The 17,492-nt window shown below is 69.3% G+C and carries 16 protein-coding genes and 1 pseudogene; 6 read left to right on the forward strand and 11 right to left on the reverse strand.

Features of this window, described 5'->3' with window-relative positions:
* Position 1 precedes the first annotated feature (1 nt).
* Positions 2-1,681, reverse strand: a complete 1,680-nt coding sequence (kstD, locus tag ON31_RS08880; RefSeq protein WP_039811375.1) for a 3-oxosteroid 1-dehydrogenase — start codon at positions 1,679-1,681, stop codon at positions 2-4.
* A gap of 253 nt (positions 1,682-1,934) precedes the next feature.
* Here kstD and ON31_RS08885 point away from each other — a divergent pair, with 253 nt between their 5' ends.
* Both ON31_RS08885 and lipP1 read left to right on the forward strand, forming a co-directional pair.
* Positions 1,935-2,687: a glucose 1-dehydrogenase gene (locus ON31_RS08885; RefSeq protein WP_039811476.1), complete on the forward strand. Its 753-nt coding sequence runs from the start codon at positions 1,935-1,937 to the stop codon at positions 2,685-2,687.
* 22 nt (positions 2,688-2,709) lie between these two features.
* A complete protein-coding gene (gene lipP1 / locus ON31_RS08890; RefSeq protein WP_039811378.1) occupies positions 2,710-3,669 on the forward strand; it encodes a LipP1 family hormone-sensitive lipase in 960 nt (319 codons plus the stop codon).
* 20 nt (positions 3,670-3,689) lie between these two features.
* Here lipP1 and ON31_RS08895 read toward each other — a convergent pair whose 3' ends face one another.
* Both ON31_RS08895 and ON31_RS08900 read right to left on the reverse strand, forming a co-directional pair.
* Positions 3,690-4,907 (reverse strand): glutamate ABC transporter substrate-binding protein, encoded by a 1,218-nt coding sequence (locus ON31_RS08895; RefSeq protein WP_051037001.1) that lies wholly within the window; start codon positions 4,905-4,907, stop codon positions 3,690-3,692.
* A 153-nt stretch (positions 4,908-5,060) separates the two neighbouring features.
* Positions 5,061-5,477, reverse strand: coding sequence for a DUF4189 domain-containing protein (locus ON31_RS08900; RefSeq protein ID WP_255222030.1), 417 nt, complete (start codon positions 5,475-5,477; stop codon positions 5,061-5,063).
* Between the two features lie 164 nt (positions 5,478-5,641).
* Between ON31_RS08900 and ON31_RS08905 the strand changes: the two genes are divergently transcribed.
* On the forward strand, positions 5,642-6,865 hold the full coding sequence (locus tag ON31_RS08905; protein ID WP_039811381.1) for an RtcB family protein: 1,224 nt from the start codon (positions 5,642-5,644) through the stop codon (positions 6,863-6,865).
* 22 nt (positions 6,866-6,887) lie between these two features.
* On the opposite strand, the gene ON31_RS08910 is transcribed toward ON31_RS08905, so the two are convergent.
* Positions 6,888-7,370: a hypothetical protein gene (locus ON31_RS08910; RefSeq protein WP_039811385.1), complete on the reverse strand. Its 483-nt coding sequence runs from the start codon at positions 7,368-7,370 to the stop codon at positions 6,888-6,890.
* Positions 7,371-7,621: 251 nt separating this feature from the next.
* On the opposite strand from ON31_RS08910, the gene ON31_RS08915 reads away from it, so the two are divergent.
* The gene (locus ON31_RS08915; RefSeq protein ID WP_051037002.1) at positions 7,622-9,742 is read left to right on the forward strand and encodes a RecQ family ATP-dependent DNA helicase; all 2,121 of its coding nucleotides are present in this window, start codon (positions 7,622-7,624) and stop codon (positions 9,740-9,742) included.
* 84 nt (positions 9,743-9,826) lie between these two features.
* On the opposite strand, the gene ON31_RS08920 is transcribed toward ON31_RS08915, so the two are convergent.
* Positions 9,827-10,267 (reverse strand): hypothetical protein, encoded by a 441-nt coding sequence (locus tag ON31_RS08920; RefSeq protein WP_039811388.1) that lies wholly within the window; start codon positions 10,265-10,267, stop codon positions 9,827-9,829.
* A 266-nt stretch (positions 10,268-10,533) separates the two neighbouring features.
* Between ON31_RS08920 and ON31_RS08925 the strand changes: the two genes are divergently transcribed.
* Complete coding sequence (locus tag ON31_RS08925) at positions 10,534-11,631, forward strand: methyltransferase (RefSeq protein WP_255222031.1); 1,098 nt, start codon at positions 10,534-10,536, stop codon at positions 11,629-11,631.
* Positions 11,632-11,730: 99 nt separating this feature from the next.
* On the opposite strand, the gene ON31_RS08930 is transcribed toward ON31_RS08925, so the two are convergent.
* The 5 genes from ON31_RS08930 to rplU all read right to left on the reverse strand — a co-directional run bounded on the left by ON31_RS08930 (position 11,731) and on the right by rplU (position 15,925).
* A complete protein-coding gene (locus ON31_RS08930; RefSeq protein ID WP_063821450.1) occupies positions 11,731-12,168 on the reverse strand; it encodes a DUF4254 domain-containing protein in 438 nt (145 codons plus the stop codon).
* 329 nt (positions 12,169-12,497) lie between these two features.
* Positions 12,498-13,631, reverse strand: a complete 1,134-nt coding sequence (gene proB, locus ON31_RS08935; RefSeq protein ID WP_255222032.1) for a glutamate 5-kinase — start codon at positions 13,629-13,631, stop codon at positions 12,498-12,500.
* Positions 13,632-13,713: 82 nt separating this feature from the next.
* On the reverse strand, positions 13,714-15,174 hold the full coding sequence (gene obgE / locus ON31_RS08940; RefSeq protein ID WP_029927111.1) for a GTPase ObgE: 1,461 nt from the start codon (positions 15,172-15,174) through the stop codon (positions 13,714-13,716).
* A gap of 139 nt (positions 15,175-15,313) precedes the next feature.
* The gene (gene rpmA, locus ON31_RS08945; protein ID WP_029927109.1) at positions 15,314-15,574 is read right to left on the reverse strand and encodes a 50S ribosomal protein L27; all 261 of its coding nucleotides are present in this window, start codon (positions 15,572-15,574) and stop codon (positions 15,314-15,316) included.
* Positions 15,575-15,613: 39 nt separating this feature from the next.
* Positions 15,614-15,925, reverse strand: coding sequence for a 50S ribosomal protein L21 (gene rplU / locus ON31_RS08950; protein WP_029927107.1), 312 nt, complete (start codon positions 15,923-15,925; stop codon positions 15,614-15,616).
* 286 nt (positions 15,926-16,211) lie between these two features.
* Between rplU and ON31_RS08955 the strand changes: the two genes are divergently transcribed.
* Positions 16,212-16,859, forward strand: coding sequence for a pentapeptide repeat-containing protein (locus ON31_RS08955; RefSeq protein WP_039811396.1), 648 nt, complete (start codon positions 16,212-16,214; stop codon positions 16,857-16,859).
* A gap of 94 nt (positions 16,860-16,953) precedes the next feature.
* Here the strand turns inward: ON31_RS08955 and ON31_RS08960 are convergent.
* A pseudogene (locus tag ON31_RS08960) lies at positions 16,954-17,492 on the reverse strand (hypothetical protein); the annotation flags it as partial.

A 17,492-nucleotide genomic window follows, 5' to 3' on the forward strand; every position in this document is an offset into this window, starting at 1 on the left:
CTCAGCTCTCCTCGTGTCGCGCCGACCGCGAGTCGGCCAGGTGATTGGCGGCGATGAAGCCGAACACCATGGCGGGCCCGATGGTCGCGCCCGCACCGGCGTAGTCGTTGCCCATGACGGCGGCCGAATTGTTGCCCGCCGCATAGAGTCCGGCGATGGGCTCACCGTCGTGGTCGAGCACCCGGGCGTACTCGTCGGTCACCAGGCCGCCCTTGGTGCCGAGGTCGCCGGGCACCATCTCCACCGCGTAGAACGGTCCGCGCTCGAGCGGTGCGAGAGTCGGGTTCGGGCGCACGGTCGGATCGCCGTAGTACCGGTCGTAGGCGGAATCGCCACGGCCGTAATCCTCGTCGCGACCGGCGCGGGCGAAGTCGTTGAACCGCCGCACGGTGGCGGTGAGCCGGTCGGCGGGCACCCCGATCTTGTCGGCGAGTTCGGCCGGGGTGTCGGCCGAGGTGATGATGCCCGCGTCGTAATACTTCTGCGGCAGTGGACGTTTCGGGAAGTTGCCGAGGAACAGGTAGCGGTCGCGGAAGTTCTGGTCGAAGATGAAGTGCGCCGGGATGCTGCCGGTGCCGGCCGCTTCCATCTCGTACATCCGGTGCACCACGTTCACATACGGCGCGGATTCGTTGACGAACCGTTCCCCGTTGTCGTTCACCATGATCGCGCCCGGCTGCGAACGCTCGGCCAGGCAGAAGAACGGCGGTCCGTCGGGATTGCGCACCGACGGGCCCCACCAGGCGTCGTCCATCAGGTCCACCGCGCCGCCGACCTTCTGGCCCGCCACGATGCCCTCCCCGACGTTCTCGGTCGCGCCCACGGTCCAGTCGGTGGACTGCGGTCCGGACAGGTACTGCTCGCGCATCTCGAGGTTGTGTTCGAAGCCGCCCGCCGCCAGCACCACACCGCGCCGCGCCCGGATGACGACGGAGCGACCCTCGTGCTCGGCCCGCACCCCGACCACGGCGCCGCCCTCGGTGACGACCTCGGTGAGCGGCGTGCTCAGCCACACCGGCACGCCCGCGTCCCGCAGCGACAGCCACAGCCGGGCGGCAAGGGCCTTGCCCAGGCTGAGCGGCAGCGCGCCCCTGAGCAGGTTCAGCGCGGTGCGCGCGCCCACTTTCACGGCCGTCTTCTTGCCCGCCCAGGTGCGGGCGATCATATTGAGGTCGTGGAAGTCGCTGACCGTGATGGCGATGCCCTTGGGCGCGGACATGGTCGGCTGATTGATCTTGTGCAGATCCGCGCCCAGCAGCCGCCCGTCGATGGGCGCGGGCTCGATACTGCGGCCCTGTGACAGCCCGCCGGGGAACTCCGGGTGATAGTCGGAATAGCCGCGGTCGTAGACGAACTCCCAGTACCGCGAGCGAGCGCCCAGATAGCGGAACATCTCCGGCCCGTGATCCAGGAAAGCCCGCTGCTTGGCCTCCGGAACACGATCGCCCACAACGGCTTTCAGATAGGTGCGGGCCATCTCCGGGCTGTCGGGCACGCCCGCCGCCTGCAGCACCGGATTGTTCGGCACCCAGATACCGCCGCCGGAGCGCGCGGTCGAGCCGCCGAACAGGCGACTCTTCTCGATCAACGTCACCGACAGCCCGCGGTAGGCGGCGGTGAGCGCGGCGGTCATCCCGGCCGCGCCGGAGCCGACCACGACCACATCGAATTCGAATTCCACAGTTCTCGAGTCCTTTTCGGTTACCGCAGCCGGTGCGCGGGCCGCCGTGGCACGGCGGGACGACGGCAGGCGGGGACGCGGGTTGTGAGATCGACGCTAAGGCGGCCCCCGGTGCCCGGCACGATGTGGTCCCGACCACTGGGACACCCCCGTGACCACGGGGTATGCGTGCAGAACTATTTCGGACAGGCATAACCCCACCCGACCGCGGTGGCGGCGCGACGGACACAAGGACATGGAGCAGGGAAACGACATGGTTGATCTGAACGGCAAAGTCGCGCTCATCACGGGCGCGGCCCGCGGCCAGGGCGCGGCGGAGGCACGGCTGTTCGCGTCACGCGGGGCGCGGGTGGTGATCACCGACGTATTGGCCGCCGAGGGTAAGGAGCTAGCCGAATCACTCGGGGCGGCGGCACATTTCGTGCACCACGACGTCACCGACAACGACAGCTGGAACACCGCCGTCGGTGAGACCGTCTCGACCTTCGGCAAGCTCGACGTACTGGTGAACAATGCCGCGATCTACACCATGAAACCACTCGTGGAGACCTCCACCGAGGAACTGGAGCGGATTCTGCGGGTGAACCTGGTCGGCGCGTTCAACGGCATCAAGGCGGTGGTCGGGCCGATGACCGAGGCGGGCGGCGGCTCCATCGTCAACATCTCCTCCCAGGCCGGGATCGAGGGCCTGATGAACCACTCCGCCTACGGCTCCTCGAAGTGGGGGCTGCGCGGACTCAGCAAGATCGCGGCGCTGGAGCTGGGACCCGTCGGCATCCGTGTGAATTCGGTGCATCCGGGCCCCATCGCCACTCCGATGGTGCCGTATCTGACCACCGGCCCGGGCAGCTTCCCGACGCTGCCGCTGGAACGCACCGGACTGCCGGAGGAGGTCGCCGAGCTGGTGGCCTTCCTCGCCTCCGACGCGGCGGCCTACATCACCGGCGCGGAGGTGACCGTGGACGGCGGTCTGGCGGCGGGCAAGTTCATCCCGCGGAATCCGTAGCGACCCCGGTGAGGAATACGTGATGCCCCTCTCCCCCGAATGGCGATCCTTCGTCGACGCCGCCGCGGCGGCCTTTCCCGCTCTCGGCACCGAGGTCTGCGACGCCGCCGCGGCGCGGGCCTTCCTGGCCGCCCGGCCCGCGCCGGTGGTGGAGCCGATACCCGTTGCCGGGGTGGAGGATTGGCTGATACCTGGTCCTCCGGACGCCCCCGAGGTGCCGGTCCGGCTGTACCGGCCGCTACACGCCGAGCGGGTTCCCGCCGTCGTGGTCTTCTACCACGGCGGGGGGTTCGTCCTGTGCGGACTCGACAGCCACGACCGGTTCTGCCGGACCATGGCCGACGCGGCGGGCGTGATCGTGGTGTCGGTCGACTACCGGCGTGCCCCCGAGGCCCGCTTCCCGGCCGCCGCCGACGACGCCTACGCGGTCCTGCGCTGGGTGGCCGACCACGCCGAAGCCCTCGGCGGCGATCCGGCCCGCATCGCCGTCGCCGGTGACAGCGCCGGCGGCAATCTCGCCACCGTCGCCGCCCTCCGGGCCCGCGACACCAGCGGCCCCGACATCGCCTTCCAACTGCTGCTCTACCCCATGCTCGACCCGGCCTGCGACAGCCCCTCCTACACCGACAATGCCGAGGGCTACTTCACCACCGCCGCCCACCTGCACTGGTACTGGCAGCAGTATCTGCGCACCCCCGCCGACGCGAACCACCCCTACGCCAATCCGACCCGCGCCGACCTGTCCGGCCTGCCGCCCGCCCATATCGTCACCGCCGAATTCGACCCGCTGCGCGACGAGGGCGAGGCGTATGGCCGCCGCCTGCGCGCGGCCGGGGTGGACGCGGAGATCCAGCGCTGGGACGGCACCGTCCACGGCTTCATGTCCATGGCCTGGCACCTCCCGGAGACCGAACGCGCCAATGCGGCGGCCTTCGCCGCCCTGCGCACCGCCCTCACCCGCACCGCGCCTGTGACCCGATAGACCCGAGGTCGCCGGGCCGCTCAGGGTTCGACGAAATCGGCTGCGATGGAACACAATCGCCACTCGCCGTCGCGGCGGACCATGGTGCCGGTGTAGTCGATGTCCTTGAAGTACTGGCGGTACTTCTCCGGGATATCGGTGAACGATTCGTGCGCCAGGTAGGTGGCCGAATTCGGGCTGGTCTGGGTGATGCCGGTGATCGTCTTGGTGAAGCCCGCCGATCGCACTTCCGGGCCCAGGGTGCGGTCGTACTGCGGGGTGTACTGGATGACGAGATCGTCGATGTCCTGGGCGGTTTCGGGGCAGACCAGCTGCTGGAAGCCCTCCCAGTCCTGGGCGTTGAAGGTCGCGGCGATGGCCTCGGTGATGCGGACCAGCTCCGGATCGAGCTGAGTGCGGTCGCCGGGGGCGATCTCCTTGTCCGGGGCGTTGAAAACCGGTGGGGGCGGCAGGGTTCGGTGGCCGGACGGGCTGATATTGGCTTCGATGGCGCGCCGCCAGCTGCCGTCGTCGATCATCATGCGAATGGCCCGGGTGATGCGGGCCTGCATGTCGATGTCACCCTTGCGGACGCCGACGCCGTAGCGCTCCCGGGTGAAGCGATGGCCCACCACGCGCAGGGTGCCGGGATGCTGCGCGGCGTATCCGGCGAGGATCACGTCATCGGTGGAGACCGCGTCCACCGTGCCGGTGAGCAGGTCGGCGACGCACTGCACATAGGTGTCGCGGGTGACCAGATCGGCGCGGGCGGCGAAGTCCTTGCGGATCTTGTCCGCGGAGCTGGAGCCCTCCGCGGTGCAGACCGTGCGGCCGTTGAGATCCTCGGGACGTTCGATCTTCCGCTCGCTCTGCCGCACCAGCAGATCCTGGCCCGCGACCAGGTAGGGCCCGGCGAAGGACACCTGCTGCTGGCGACCCGCGGTAATGGAGTAGGAGGCGACCACGAAATCCACCGCCCCCGAATTCAACAGGCGCTCGCGGTCTTCCGAGCGCGCTTCCTTCCAGACGATGTGCTCGGGCGTGACACCGAGCTTGCCCGCGATGTAGGTGGCGGTGTCGGCGTCGAAACCGCGCGGCACGCCGTCCGGCCCCATGACCGACATCCCGGGCTGATCGAATTTGATCCCGACGGTCAGCGACGGGGGCTGTTGCGGCGGCACCGCGGGTTCACTCTCCTCACCGCAGGCCGCGACCGTCAGACCCACGGCGATCACACCGGCGAGGCTCACACCTTTCATCGACAACGCTCTCCTGTCTGCGGTGGTTCGGAATGCGTAATCTTCTGGCGCAATGGGCAACCATCGTGCATCCAACCATTCGACAGCGGAAAACTCGGCTAACTCGAATACTTCCGACGTGAATTCCTCCGAATATCTACGCCGATTCGCCCGCTAGGACGCGTTTGCCGTACAGGCGGAGAGCACGATCTGGGCGGGTCGCGGGGAGGCACTGCCGAGATCGGGGAATGGCGGATGCGATTCTCCCAATCCGCCCACGGCGGCCGCCTCGGCCTCGGCGCGCGTCGGCGCGGCCGCCCACCCGTACCCGCCGTCCGCGCCCCGGGCTACCGCACCGCATCCGTCGCTGAAGCGCAGCACGATTTCGCAGTCGTACACATTGCAGTCCTTGATGGCGGCGGCGTCGGCGACGACCCGACTGGAGGTGTCGGTGGCGGCGACCACCACATTGTTCAGCCGGGAAATCGCGATGGTGCCGTGCTGTCCCGCGGCCTGCGCGGGCGCGGCGAAACCCAGCGCGCAGACGGCGACGGCGGCGGCGGTGACTGCGGCACTACGAGCGAGCGACAAGAGAATCTCCACTATTTCAGAAGCGATCGAACGAGGCGATGCTAGACGAATCCGGCGACACCCGGAAAGCATTCGGCCGCCGTCACCCGGCCCGATATTCGGATGCGCGCACGTCCACTCGGTCCTTACGGTGGAGCTGTTCGCAAAAGAGGAAGGACCGAACGATGTTTCCCGTCGAGCTGCGCGGAACGCGCGCGCAGACGCTCATGTGGGCGCACGAGCACGAAGTCGACCCCGCCGCCTTGCGGCAGCTGCGCACCATCGCGCAACTGGAATGGGTGCACGGCGTGCGCGTCATGCCCGATGTGCACCTCGGCAAGGGGGCCACGGTCGGATCCGTCATCGCCATGCGGGACGCGGTCGCGCCCGCCGCGGTCGGCGTCGATATCGGCTGTGGCATGGAGGCCGTGCGCACCTCGCTGACGGCCGCGCAACTGCCCGATGATCTGCTGTCGCTGCGGTCCCGCATCGAGGCGGCGGTACCGGTCGGATTCACGGCGCATCAGGAGCCGGTGAATGTGCGACGACTCGAGGCGGAGGTGCACGGCCAGCGTGCGGCGGGTACCACATTGCGCACCGGCTGGGAGCGATTCTGGAAGTCCTTCGACGGCCTGCATTCCGGAGTTCAGTCCCTGGAATCCAAGGCGCACAAGCAGATGGGATCACTCGGCGGCGGCAACCACTTCGTCGAAGTCTGCCTGGATACCGAGCAGAATGTGTGGATTCTGCTGCATTCCGGGAGCCGGAATATCGGCAAGGAACTCGCCGAGCGGCATATGGCCATCGCGCGGGCACTTCCGCACAATCAGGATCTGCCGGACCAGGATCTGGCGGTATTCCTCTCCGGGACCCCGGAAATGGCGGCGTACCGGCGGGATCTGACCTGGGCGCAGGAATACGCGGCCCGCAATCGGGCCGTGATGCTGGCGCTGGTGTGCAAGGCCGTGCGGGACGAATTCACCGGGGTCGACGTGCGTTTCGACGAGCCGATCTCCTGCCATCACAATTATGTGGCGGAGGAGATCGTCGACGGGGTGCCCATGCTGGTGACGCGGAAGGGCGCCGTGCGGGCGGGCGCGGGCGATCTGGCGCTGATTCCCGGATCCATGGGTACGCGGTCGTATGTGGTGCGGGGCAAGGGAAATCCGGCCTCGTTCCAGTCCGCGTCGCACGGTGCGGGCCGCCGGATGAGCCGCAATGCCGCCAAGAAGCAGTTCACGGTGGCCGATCTGATCGCGCAGACCGAGGGCGTGGAGTCGCGCAAGGACGCCGGGGTGATCGATGAGATCCCCGCGGCGTACAAGGACATCGACCAGGTCATCGACGCCCAGCGCGAACTGGTCGACGTCGTGGCGACGCTGCGCCAGGTGCTGTGTGTGAAGGGCTGAGTTGTGCAGTGCGGGCGCGGGCTCAGCGGCGCAGCAGTGCGCCCACGATGCCCGCGCCCAGCAGCATGAACCCCGAGATGAGCGCGAAACCGTAGGTGACCCAGGCGTGCAGCGCCACCGTCATCTCACTGGAGATGAGCGGCAGGTCCCCGATCAGCCGGAAGGTGTCGTCGGGGAACAGCAGGTGCAGCACGCCCGGGAACACGCCCCACACCAGGCTCGCCACCATCGTGCCCAGCGGTGAGTAGGCGGCCAGCACCGCCACCAGCATGAGCAGCAGCGAGCCCACGATGATCTGCACCGACGCGGTGAACCGGTCGGTCACCGCGCCGACGATCACCCAGTAGCGGATATCCAGCCCGCCGTTGGCCGCCAAGGCGATTCCGATCGGCGTCATCACCAGTCCCGCCACCACCCCGGTGACCGAGCGCGACGTCGCGGAACCACTGGTGAACTGTGTGCCCGGCGGGCTCCACCCCGCAGGCGACGGAAATTGCTGACCCATGACGCCTCCCATCCGCCCCCGGGACGCGCCCGCCGGTCCCCGGTTCCCCCATTGTCCGGCACCGAGCCCCGACCCGCCCGATCTTGACCGCACCGCAACGAAGTCTCCCGTCATTCGGTACACCGGATCGCACGGTCGAGATGTCGCCGTGCCGTCGAACCATCGACCGAAACGCCTGAAAGCGGTGCGCGAGCGGGGGAAGGGGTGCGGAAGCCCCCGCTCGCGGTCGGTTGTCGGCGGCGTGAGGCACGATGGAGCGCGTGACCCCGACCAACGCGACCTCTCCGACCGAGACCAGTGCGGCGCTGCGGGACGACGCCGAACGGCTGCTGCGCGAACTCGCCGGGCCGTCGGCGCGGCTGCGGGAGGATCAGTGGACCGCCATCGAGGCGCTGGTGGTGCGACGGCAGCGGGCGCTGGTGGTGCAGCGCACCGGCTGGGGCAAGTCGGCGGTGTACTTCATCGCGGCCAAACTGCTGCGGGCGGCGGGACGCGGCCCGACGGTGATCGTGTCTCCGCTGCTGGCGCTCATGCGCAACCAGGTCGCGGCCGCCGAGCGCGCGGGCGTGGTGGCGGCGACCATCAACTCCGGCAATGTCACCGAATGGGACGAGATCCACGCCCGGGTGGCCGCGGGCGACGTGGACGTGCTGCTGGTGAGCCCGGAACGGCTGAACAATCCCGACTTCCGCGACGCGGTGCTGCCGAAACTGGCCGCCGACGCCGGACTGGTGGTCGTCGACGAGGCGCACTGCGTCTCCGATTGGGGCCACGACTTCCGGCCGGACTACCGGCGCATCCGCACCCTCATCGCCGACCTCGGCTCCGATGTGCCGGTCCTGGCCACCACCGCGACCGCCAACGATCGCGTGGTCACCGACGTGGCCACCCAGATCGGCACCGATACGCTGGTGCTGCGCGGCAGCCTCGATCGCGAATCGCTGCGGCTGTCGGTGGTGCGCATCGCCGACGCGGTCGAGCGCACCGCCTGGCTCAGCCAGCACCTGCGCGCACTGCCCGGCTCCGGGATCGTCTACACGCTGACCGTCGCCGCCGCGCACGACCTCGCCGACGTGCTGAATTCCCACGGCCACCAGGTCGCCGCCTACACCGGCCAGACCGAACCCACCGAGCGCGAAGCCCTCGAGATCGCGCTGTTGAACAACGAGGTCAAGGCGCTCATCGCCACCTCGGCGCTGGGGATGGGCTTCGACAAACCCGATCTCGGATTCGTGGTGCACGTCGGCGCGCCCTCCTCCCCCATCTCCTACTACCAGCAGGTCGGCCGTGCGGGGCGCGGTACCGAGCGCGCCGAGGTGGTGCTGCTGCCCGGACCCGAGGACCGGCGCATCTGGAGCTACTTCGCCTCGGTCGCCTTCCCTCGGGAACATATCGTGCACTCGGTGCTGGACAGTCTGGACCGGGATCGGCCGCTGTCCACCGCCGCGCTGGAACCGCTGGTCGAACTCAATCGCTCCCGCCTGGAGATGGTGCTCAAGGTCCTGGACGTGGACGGCGCGGTCAAGCGGGTGCGCGGCGGGTGGATCGCCACCGGCGAACCCTGGGCCTACGACACCGAACGCTATGAACGGCTCGCCGCCGCCCGCGACGCCGAACAGCAGGCCATGATCGACTACCAGGCCACGGCCGAATGCCGGATGAATTTCCTGCGGCGACAACTGGACGACCCGGGCCTCACTCCCGACTCCCCCGGCTGCGGACGCTGCGACAACTGCACGGGCACCCGCCCGGATACCGGCGTGGACACCGCCCAGGTCGCCGAGATCCGAGCCCGTCTGGACCGGCCGGGTATCGATCTGGCCCCGCGCAAGCAGTGGCCGACGGGTATGGCCAAGCTCGGAATCTCCCTGTCCGGCAAGATCTCCGACGGCGCCGAGACCGGCCGCGTGCTGGGCCGCCTGAGCGATCTCGGCTGGGGCCAGCGGCTGCGCGCCCTGCTCAACGCACCGGACGGCCCGGTGCCGGACGAGGTCTTCCGCGCCTGCACGGTGGTACTGCGCGAATGGGATTGGGCGCGGCGCCCCACCGCCGTCATAGCCCTGGAATCACCCACCCACCCGATTCTCGCCGCCTCCCTGGCCGCCCGGCTCGCCGAGATCGGCCGCCTGCGCGACCTCGGCGTCCTGCACCTGCGCCCGGACCTGCCCCTGGTCTCGGCCGTCAACTCCGCCCACCGCGTGGCCGCCCTCCACAATGCCTGGGAGACACCGGATCTCACCTCCGTGGACGGCCCGATCCTGCTGGTCGACACCCTCACCGACACCGGCTGGACGTTCACCATGGCCGCACGCGCGCTGCGCGCCGCCGGAGCCGACGCGGTGCTGCCGTTCGCCCTGGCCACCCCCTCCTGAACCCGTCGGGGGCCGATGCGCACACCGGCCCCGCTACGTGTGCGTGGGCGCCTGGGGGCGGGCACCCCACGCCACCGGGCCGGGCTACTCGCAGGTTCGTGTGATGTGCTTGCCGATATTGGTGGAAGCATTGGTCAGCTTCGTGGCGTTCTGCTGCGCCTCCACCGTTTTGCCCTGCAATTCCTCGATGGCGGTGTCGGGGTTCGAGAAATCGATTTCCGAAAGATCGAGCCCAGCCTCACTGGCGTCGGCGAACGCCACCCAATCGGCGCGGATATCGGCCGGGGCGACTTCGGCGATTCGACGCGCCTTGGCGATGAGTTCCGCCGAGGTCGAGGCTGCCGCCAAATCACCCAGTTCCTCGACCGCCTCACAGTATTCGGCTGTGCTCGCACCGGAGGCCGCTGCTGTCGTCGAGGTCCCGGCGCCGCTGGGAGCGCTCGTCTCCGAGGAAGTGCGGCTGCAGCCGCTCAGCGCGCCGACGCTGATCGTGACTGCGAGAATGATCATGGTGGTTCGGCGCATGGCGACGATTGTTCCTTCCGGTCGGTGGTTCGACCCGATCGAAGCAGCCGGTAACCCCGACCGGCAAACCGAAAATCTCAAGTAATCGTCAAATTCAGCGCGGACGCTCGGCCGCGCATTCTCGAGATGGATACCGGCCCCGCCGCCGTTCGCTGTCCCGTGCGACTGCCGCCACGCCACGCCGGATCGAAAGTGACCGCGCCCCAGTGGACGAGGCGGCGTAGGCACGACGGGTCCGAGCAGCGCCGATCAGTGATGGAGCCGCCGTGGCATTCGGATCTATGAAACTGCCTCCGCCACCGCTGGTGCGCGCGGTGGGGTGGGTACGCGATGGGCTCGCGGCGCTGCATCGGCATCTGGTGCCGGGGCATATCGCACTGCTCGAATTGCAGATGACCGGGTTTCTGGCGCCCGCGATTCAGGCGGCGGCACAGCTCGGGATCGCGGACGCGTTGGCGGACGGGCCGAAGCGGGTGGAGGAGCTGGCGCGTGCGGTGGGGGCCGACGCGGATGCGTTGGAGCGGCTGCTGCGGCTGCTCGTCAGCTTCGACGTGTTCACGCGGCGACGTGACGGGACGTACGCGCTGAACGGGATGTCGCGGGCGCTGCGGTCGGACGGCGAGGTGACGCTGCGGGATCTGTCGCTGTTCTTCGGGTCCGAGTACCACCGCCGCCACTGGACGCATCTGGCCGATGCGGTGCGGACCGGAAAACCGGTCGGGCCCGCGCTGGACGGGGCGGGATTCTTCGAATACGCCGCCGAACACCGGGAACTCGGTGAACTGTTCGACCGTGCCATGGCCAGCGTGAACACCCTCGCGATCGAACCGCTGCTCGCCGCATACGATTTCGGCCGGTTCAAGACGGTGGTCGATATCGGTGGCGGACGCGGAGCCCTGCTCGCCGCGATCCTGCGCCGCCACCGGGACGCGCGCGGCATACTCTTCGATCTGCCACGGGTGCTGGCGGAGCCGCCCGACGAGATCACGGAACTCGCACTGGCCCAACGCCTTACACTGCGCTCCGGATCGTTCTTCGAATCGGTGCCCGAGGGCGGCGACGCCTACCTGCTCGAACACATCCTGCACGACTGGCCCGACGCCGACGCCGAGCGGCTGCTGCGCACCGTGCGCGCGGCGATGGCACCCGACGCCACCCTCCTCGTCATCGAGATCCTGCTGCCCGAACACCACCGCCCGCACGCGGGCAAGTTCATCGACCTGGAGATGCTGGTCAACTCCGGCGGCCGGGAACGCACCGCCGAGCAGTTCCGAGACCTTTTGTCCCGCAGCGGTTTCACTCTCGTCCGCACCGTCGACACGGTCGCTCCCGACAGCATTCTCGAAGCCCGCCCGACCGGATAGCCACGGCGTGGGCGACGGCCGTGGTGGTCGCGGCCGCGCCCCCTGCGCGCGACCACGACCACCGCACCCCGGGCGTCTGGCCCCCGGGGCCGGCACATCTCAGGCCGACCGGCGCACCGGTTCGCCGACCATTCCGGTCACCAGCGCCACCCGGTCGGTCCACCCGTCCGCCATGGAGGCCAACAGAAACCACGCCGCGTGCACCCGCTCATCGGAGACCGCGTCGACGGTGCGCAGCAGATGCACCGCGCGCACATGGGCGGCGGCCATGGCGTCCACCACGCTGCCGAGCGATTCGCCGTGCGCCGCGGCCGAATCGGCGCGCCGCGCCCGGCGCAGCACGTAATCGTCGATGCACTCGACCATATGGGCCCGCCGCCGGTCGATCTCGATGGCGCACTCCGGCCGATCCCGCCGCGCCAGATGCGATTCGGCCAGCAGCCGAGCCCAGCGGGTCACGGGATGATCCTCCGGCTGATCGCCGATATGACCGCAGAACGCGGCCAGCAGTTCATGCCAGTCGGGCAGTACGTACATACCTACCTCCACGGCGGTGCGGGCGCACCCGGCGCCGCGGGCGGTCACCGAACCGCGAGCCCGGCGCGGTAAGGGCGGACCGCGCCGGATCCGGGACCGCTATCGGCGAAGGGCACATGCGATACGGCGCCGGGTGCCTCTCCAGCATGCGCCGTACCGCCCGTCCGCCCACTGCCCTTCCGGTGGCCTTCCGTCGCCCCTGAACTCGGGACACGCCAGCCATACCGGGAACTCGCGGCGCGCCGCCGGGCCGACGGTGCTGCCGACCGGTTCCGGCCTTTCCGCCGAATCCCCTTACGCCGGTGGCGGCTTGGGCACGACGGCCGCGCTCACACCTTGACGAGGTCGTCGGCGTGCACGACGGGACGTTGCATACCTTCCGGTAGGTCTGTGGTGGAGCGGCCCTTCATGGTCTCCAGTTCGTCGCTGTCGTAGGAGACGATGCCGCGGGCGACCACCTGGCCGTCGGGTGCCATCAGGCTGATCACGTCGCCGCCGTAGAAGCGGCCGCGCACCTCCGTGATACCCGCGGCGAGCAGGGAGCTGCGGCGCTCGGCCACGGCCCGCACCGCGCCCGCGTCGAGGTGCACCGCACCCCGGCTGTCGGCGGCGTGGCGGACCCAGAACTTGCGTGCCGACAGGCGGATCGGCCGGGCGGCGAAGGCGGTGCCGACCGTCGCCCCGGACAGGGCGGCAGCGGCATCGGAGGCGGCGGCGAGCAATACCGGCACACCGGCGTCGGCGGCCAACCGCGCCGCGGACAGCTTGGACGCCATACCGCCCGTGCCGAGCGCGCCGCCGCTGCCCGCGATCACCCCGTCCAGATCCGCGCTGCCGCGCACCTCCGGAATGAAATTCGCGCCGCCCTTGCGCGGGTCGCCGTCGTAGAGGCCGTCCACATCGGAGAGCAGCACCAGCGCGTCCGCACCCACCAGGTGCGCCACCAGCGCCGCCAGCCGGTCGTTGTCGCCGAACCGGATCTCTTCGGTTGCGACGGTGTCGTTCTCGTTCACCACCGCGATGGCGTGCAGGGCGCGCAGCCGATCCAGAGTGCGTTGCGCGTTGCGATGCGATTCCCGCCGCGCGAAGTCGTCCGCGCTGAGCAGCACCTGCCCGACCACGCGGCCGTAGCGCGCGAACGAGGTGCCCCAGGCGTGCGCCAGCGCCAGCTGCCCCACGCTCGCCGCCGCCTGCTTGGTCGCCAGATCCTTGGGGCGACTGGACAATCCCAGCGGTGCGATGCCAGCGCCGATCGCGCCGGAGGACACCACCACCACATCCGATCCGGCCCGCATCCGCGTCTCCACCGCATCGGCCAGCTTGTCCAGCCGATCGTTGTCGAGACCGCCCTCCAGGCTGGTCAGCGCGGAGGAACCGATCTTCACGACGACACTGCGCGCCGACGCGATGGCCTGCCGGGCGTCACTGCGCTCGGTCTCCACCCGCGTGATACTCGAACTCACTGCACCACACCTCAATTCGCCCGCGGTACACCCGCTGCACCGCCGCCGCGGTCACTGTCGAACACCGCGCCGCCGCGGCACGTCATTCCTCGTAGTCGTCCTCGTCCACCAGACCACGGCGCACCCGCGAGGCGTGCTTGCGCTCGGCGGCGCTGATGCGCTCGGTCTGGTCCAGTCGCGGATCCACGCCGCGCCGCGTCATCATGACCTCCACACCCGCGGAGATCTGCGGCTCCCAGTCGAAGCACACATCGCCGATGGTGACCGGCGCGCCCGGCTGCGCACCCAGCCTCACCAGCTCCTCCTCGACCCCGAGGCGAGCCAGGCGGTCGGCCAGGTAGCCCACGGCCTCGTCGTTGTCGAACTGGGTCTGCGCCACCCAGCGCTCCGGGCGCTCGCCGTAGACGATGAACCCGCCCTCGGTCTCCGGATCGTGCGTCACGCGGAATCCGCTGTCGCCCTTGGCGACCGGGCGGATGACCGGACGCTTCGGTTCGGCCTTGGGATGCGCCTCCCGATACTCGGAGACCATGTCGGCGAGCGCGAAGGTCAAGGGCCGCAAACCTTCCCGGCTGACGGCGGAAATCTTGAACACCGGCCAACCCCGCTTGGCGAACTCCGGAAGCACGAAATCGGCCAACTCGTCGGCATCGGGAATATCGGCCTTGTTGAGAATGACCACGCGCGGCCGGTCCGCCAGATCCCCCAGTCCGGTATCGGCCTGCAACGCGGGCTTGTAGGAGGCCAGTTCGGCCTCGAGCGCGTCCACATCCGAGACCGGATCCCGACCCGGCTCCATGGTGGCGCAGTCGACCACGTGGGCGAGCACCGCGCAACGCTCCAGATGCCGCAGGAAGTCCAGGCCCAGACCGCGGCCCGCACTGGCCCCCGGAATCAGCCCCGGCACATCGGCGACGGTGAAGGTGGTGTCACCGGACTGCACGACCCCGAGATTCGGCACCAGCGTGGTGAACGGGTAGTCCGCGATCTTCGGCTTGGCCGCCGAGAGCACCGACACCAGCGAGGACTTACCGGCCGACGGGAAACCCACCAGCCCCACATCCGCCACCGACTTGAGTTCGAGGACCAGATCGCGCTCCTGCCCCGCCTCACCCAGCAGCGCGAAACCGGGCGCCTTGCGCGCCTTCGACACCAGCGCGGCATTGCCGAGGCCGCCACGGCCGCCCTTGGCGGCGATGAAGCGCTCACCGTCGGCCACGAGATCGGCCAGGATCTCACCGTCCGCGGTCATGACGACGGTGCCCGAGGGCACCTTCAGCAGCAGTTCCTCACCCTGTTTGCCATTGCGGTTGCCGCCCTCGCCGGGCTTGCCGTTGCCGCCCTTGGCGTGCGGGTGGAAGTGGAAGTCCAGCAGGGTGTGCACATTCGGATCGACCTCGAGGACCACGTCCCCGCCATTGCCGCCATTGCCGCCGTCGGGGCCGCCGAGCGGCTTGTACTTCTCGCGGTGCACCGAGGCACAGCCGTGCCCACCCTTGCCCGCGCGCACATGCAATACGACACGGTCGATGAATTTGGACATATCGGTGATCATCCTCCTTCAGGACGTGTCGGCTGCGTTGGCAGCGCCGATCGGACAGTAGAGCGAACAGCAAAACGGGTCAGGGTGTTTCCGCACCCTGACCCGCTTCGGAAAGTTGTGGAGAAGCTCCGTGACGGCGTCAGGCCGACACCGGCTCCACGATGTTGACGGTCTTGCGGCCACGCTTGGTGCCGAACTCGACCGAGCCCGCCGCGAGGGCGAACAGCGTGTCGTCACCGCCACGACCGACGTTCACGCCGGGGTGGAAGTGGGTGCCGCGCTGACGGACCAGGATCTCGCCCGCCTTGACGACCTGGCCGCCGAAGCGCTTCACACCGAGCCGCTGGGCATTCGAGTCGCGACCGTTGCGCGAGCTGGATGCACCCTTCTTATGTGCCATTGCTAACTCCTCGTGCCGGGGTGCGAACCCCTGGTCGGACTACTTGATGCCGGTGACCTTCAGGACCGTCAGCTTCTGACGGTGGCCCTGACGCTTGTGGTAGCCGGTCTTGTTCTTGAACTTGTGGATGCGGATCTTCGGTCCCTTGGTCTGTTCGACGACCTCGGCGGACACGGAAACCTTCGCCAGCTTGTCAGCATCGGTGGTCAGCTCGGCGCCGTTCACGACCAGCACCGGCGACAGCGACACCGAAGTGCCCGGCTCACCCTCGATCTTCTCGACCTTCACCAGGTCACCGACCGCGACCTTGTACTGCTTTCCGCCGGTCTTGACGATCGCGTACGTTGCCATCGGTCGGCTGCCCTTCTTCCTCTACTAGTGCACTGGGCACTGTGGCTCTCACGGCCTGTCTCCGATCGACACCGGAAACCGCCGCAGACTGGTCTGGTAATCACCGCCGCCTCAGCGCCTGGTGGCTCTCGATTGAACCGGGCCACGGCTCCACAGCAGACTGCTGTCACCGGGCAGCGACCGTCCAAGACTACCTGACCGGAGCCGACGCCTCCAAACCGGGCCGCGATGGGCTCGAGCACACACCCGGCGCACACCTGTCGGTGGCCGGGCCTATGGTGCCCTGGTGCCCCGTGAGCTGAGCGATCTGCCCTATGCCCGCTATCTGAAGCCACTGGAGACCGAACCGGAACCCGACACCGGCTACGAGACCGTGCACCTGGACGGCGCCCACTTCCAGGATGTGCGAGCCAGTGGTGCGCGCTTCGAGGAGTCGGCCGGAACCGGCGTCACCTTCCAGGGCGGCAGCCTGCGCTTCGCCCGCTTCTCCGACGTCTGGTTCCGGGACACCCGCTGGCTGGGCGTCGACCTGAGCCAGACGCACTGGATGGACGCCGAGCTGATCGACACCGCCCTGTCCGGCGTCGAGATCTTCGGCTCCGGACTGCGCCGCGTCCGTTTCGAGGGCTGCAAGTTCGATGGAGTGAACTTCCGCGACGCCAACCTCCAAGACGTCCAGTTCGTCGACTGTGTGCTGCGACAACCGGATTTCATCGGGGCCAAGCTCACCCGGGTCGGCTTCCCCGGCTCGTCGATCGACGGTATGACGCTGCACGATGCCCGGCTGAAGGAGGTCGACCTGCGCGGGGCGCGGGCGCTCGGCATCAGCCAGGGTATCGAAGCCCTGCGCGGCGCGATCATCAGCCCGCCACAGCTCATGGACCTCGCCCCGGCCTTCGCCCAAACCTTCGGAATCACGGTCCGCGACGACTGACTCGACGTATCCCCGGAATCGACGCATCCCCGAGACAGATCGTGGCCCCGCCTGGGAAGGGCGGGGCCACGATCTGTGTCAGCGAACGTACCGGCTAGTTGCCGCCCTCCGGTGCCCCGGCCGGGCGACCGGCCGCACGGCGACGGGTGCGGGCGCGCGGAGGCGGCGGCGATGCCGTGTCCTCGAGGGACAGCGCCGGGGTCTGCGGCTGATCCGCGCTGGACAACACGAACACCGCACCCCGACTGTCGGCTGCCGGGGCGGCGGCCGTGCGGGCGACCCGGCGGCGACGGCGACCGGCCGGAGCCGGGGACTCGTCCGTGGTCGCGGCGGGAGCCGCCTTCTCCGGGGCGGGTACCACCTTCTCCGGCTCGGCCACGGCCATCTTCGGCTCGGGGTGCACCGCCTTCGGGCGTCCGACATCGCCGGTCACCGTCTCCGCGGTCTGGGCACCGGTGGCGGCCTGCGCCTCGGCGACCATCAGCTCCGCCTCACCAGCGGCCGTCTCGGCCTCCGGCGCGACCACCGCGTCGGCGGCGGTCGACGCGGTCCCGTTGGTGCGGGCCTTCGCGGCGCGGGACTCCCCGGTGGTCGGTGCGGTCCCGGATTCGGCGGCGCGAACCTCGACCGCCT

The organism is Nocardia otitidiscaviarum NBRC 14405, from assembly GCF_000308635.1.
GTDB lineage: Bacteria > Actinomycetota > Actinomycetes > Mycobacteriales > Mycobacteriaceae > Nocardia > Nocardia otitidiscaviarum.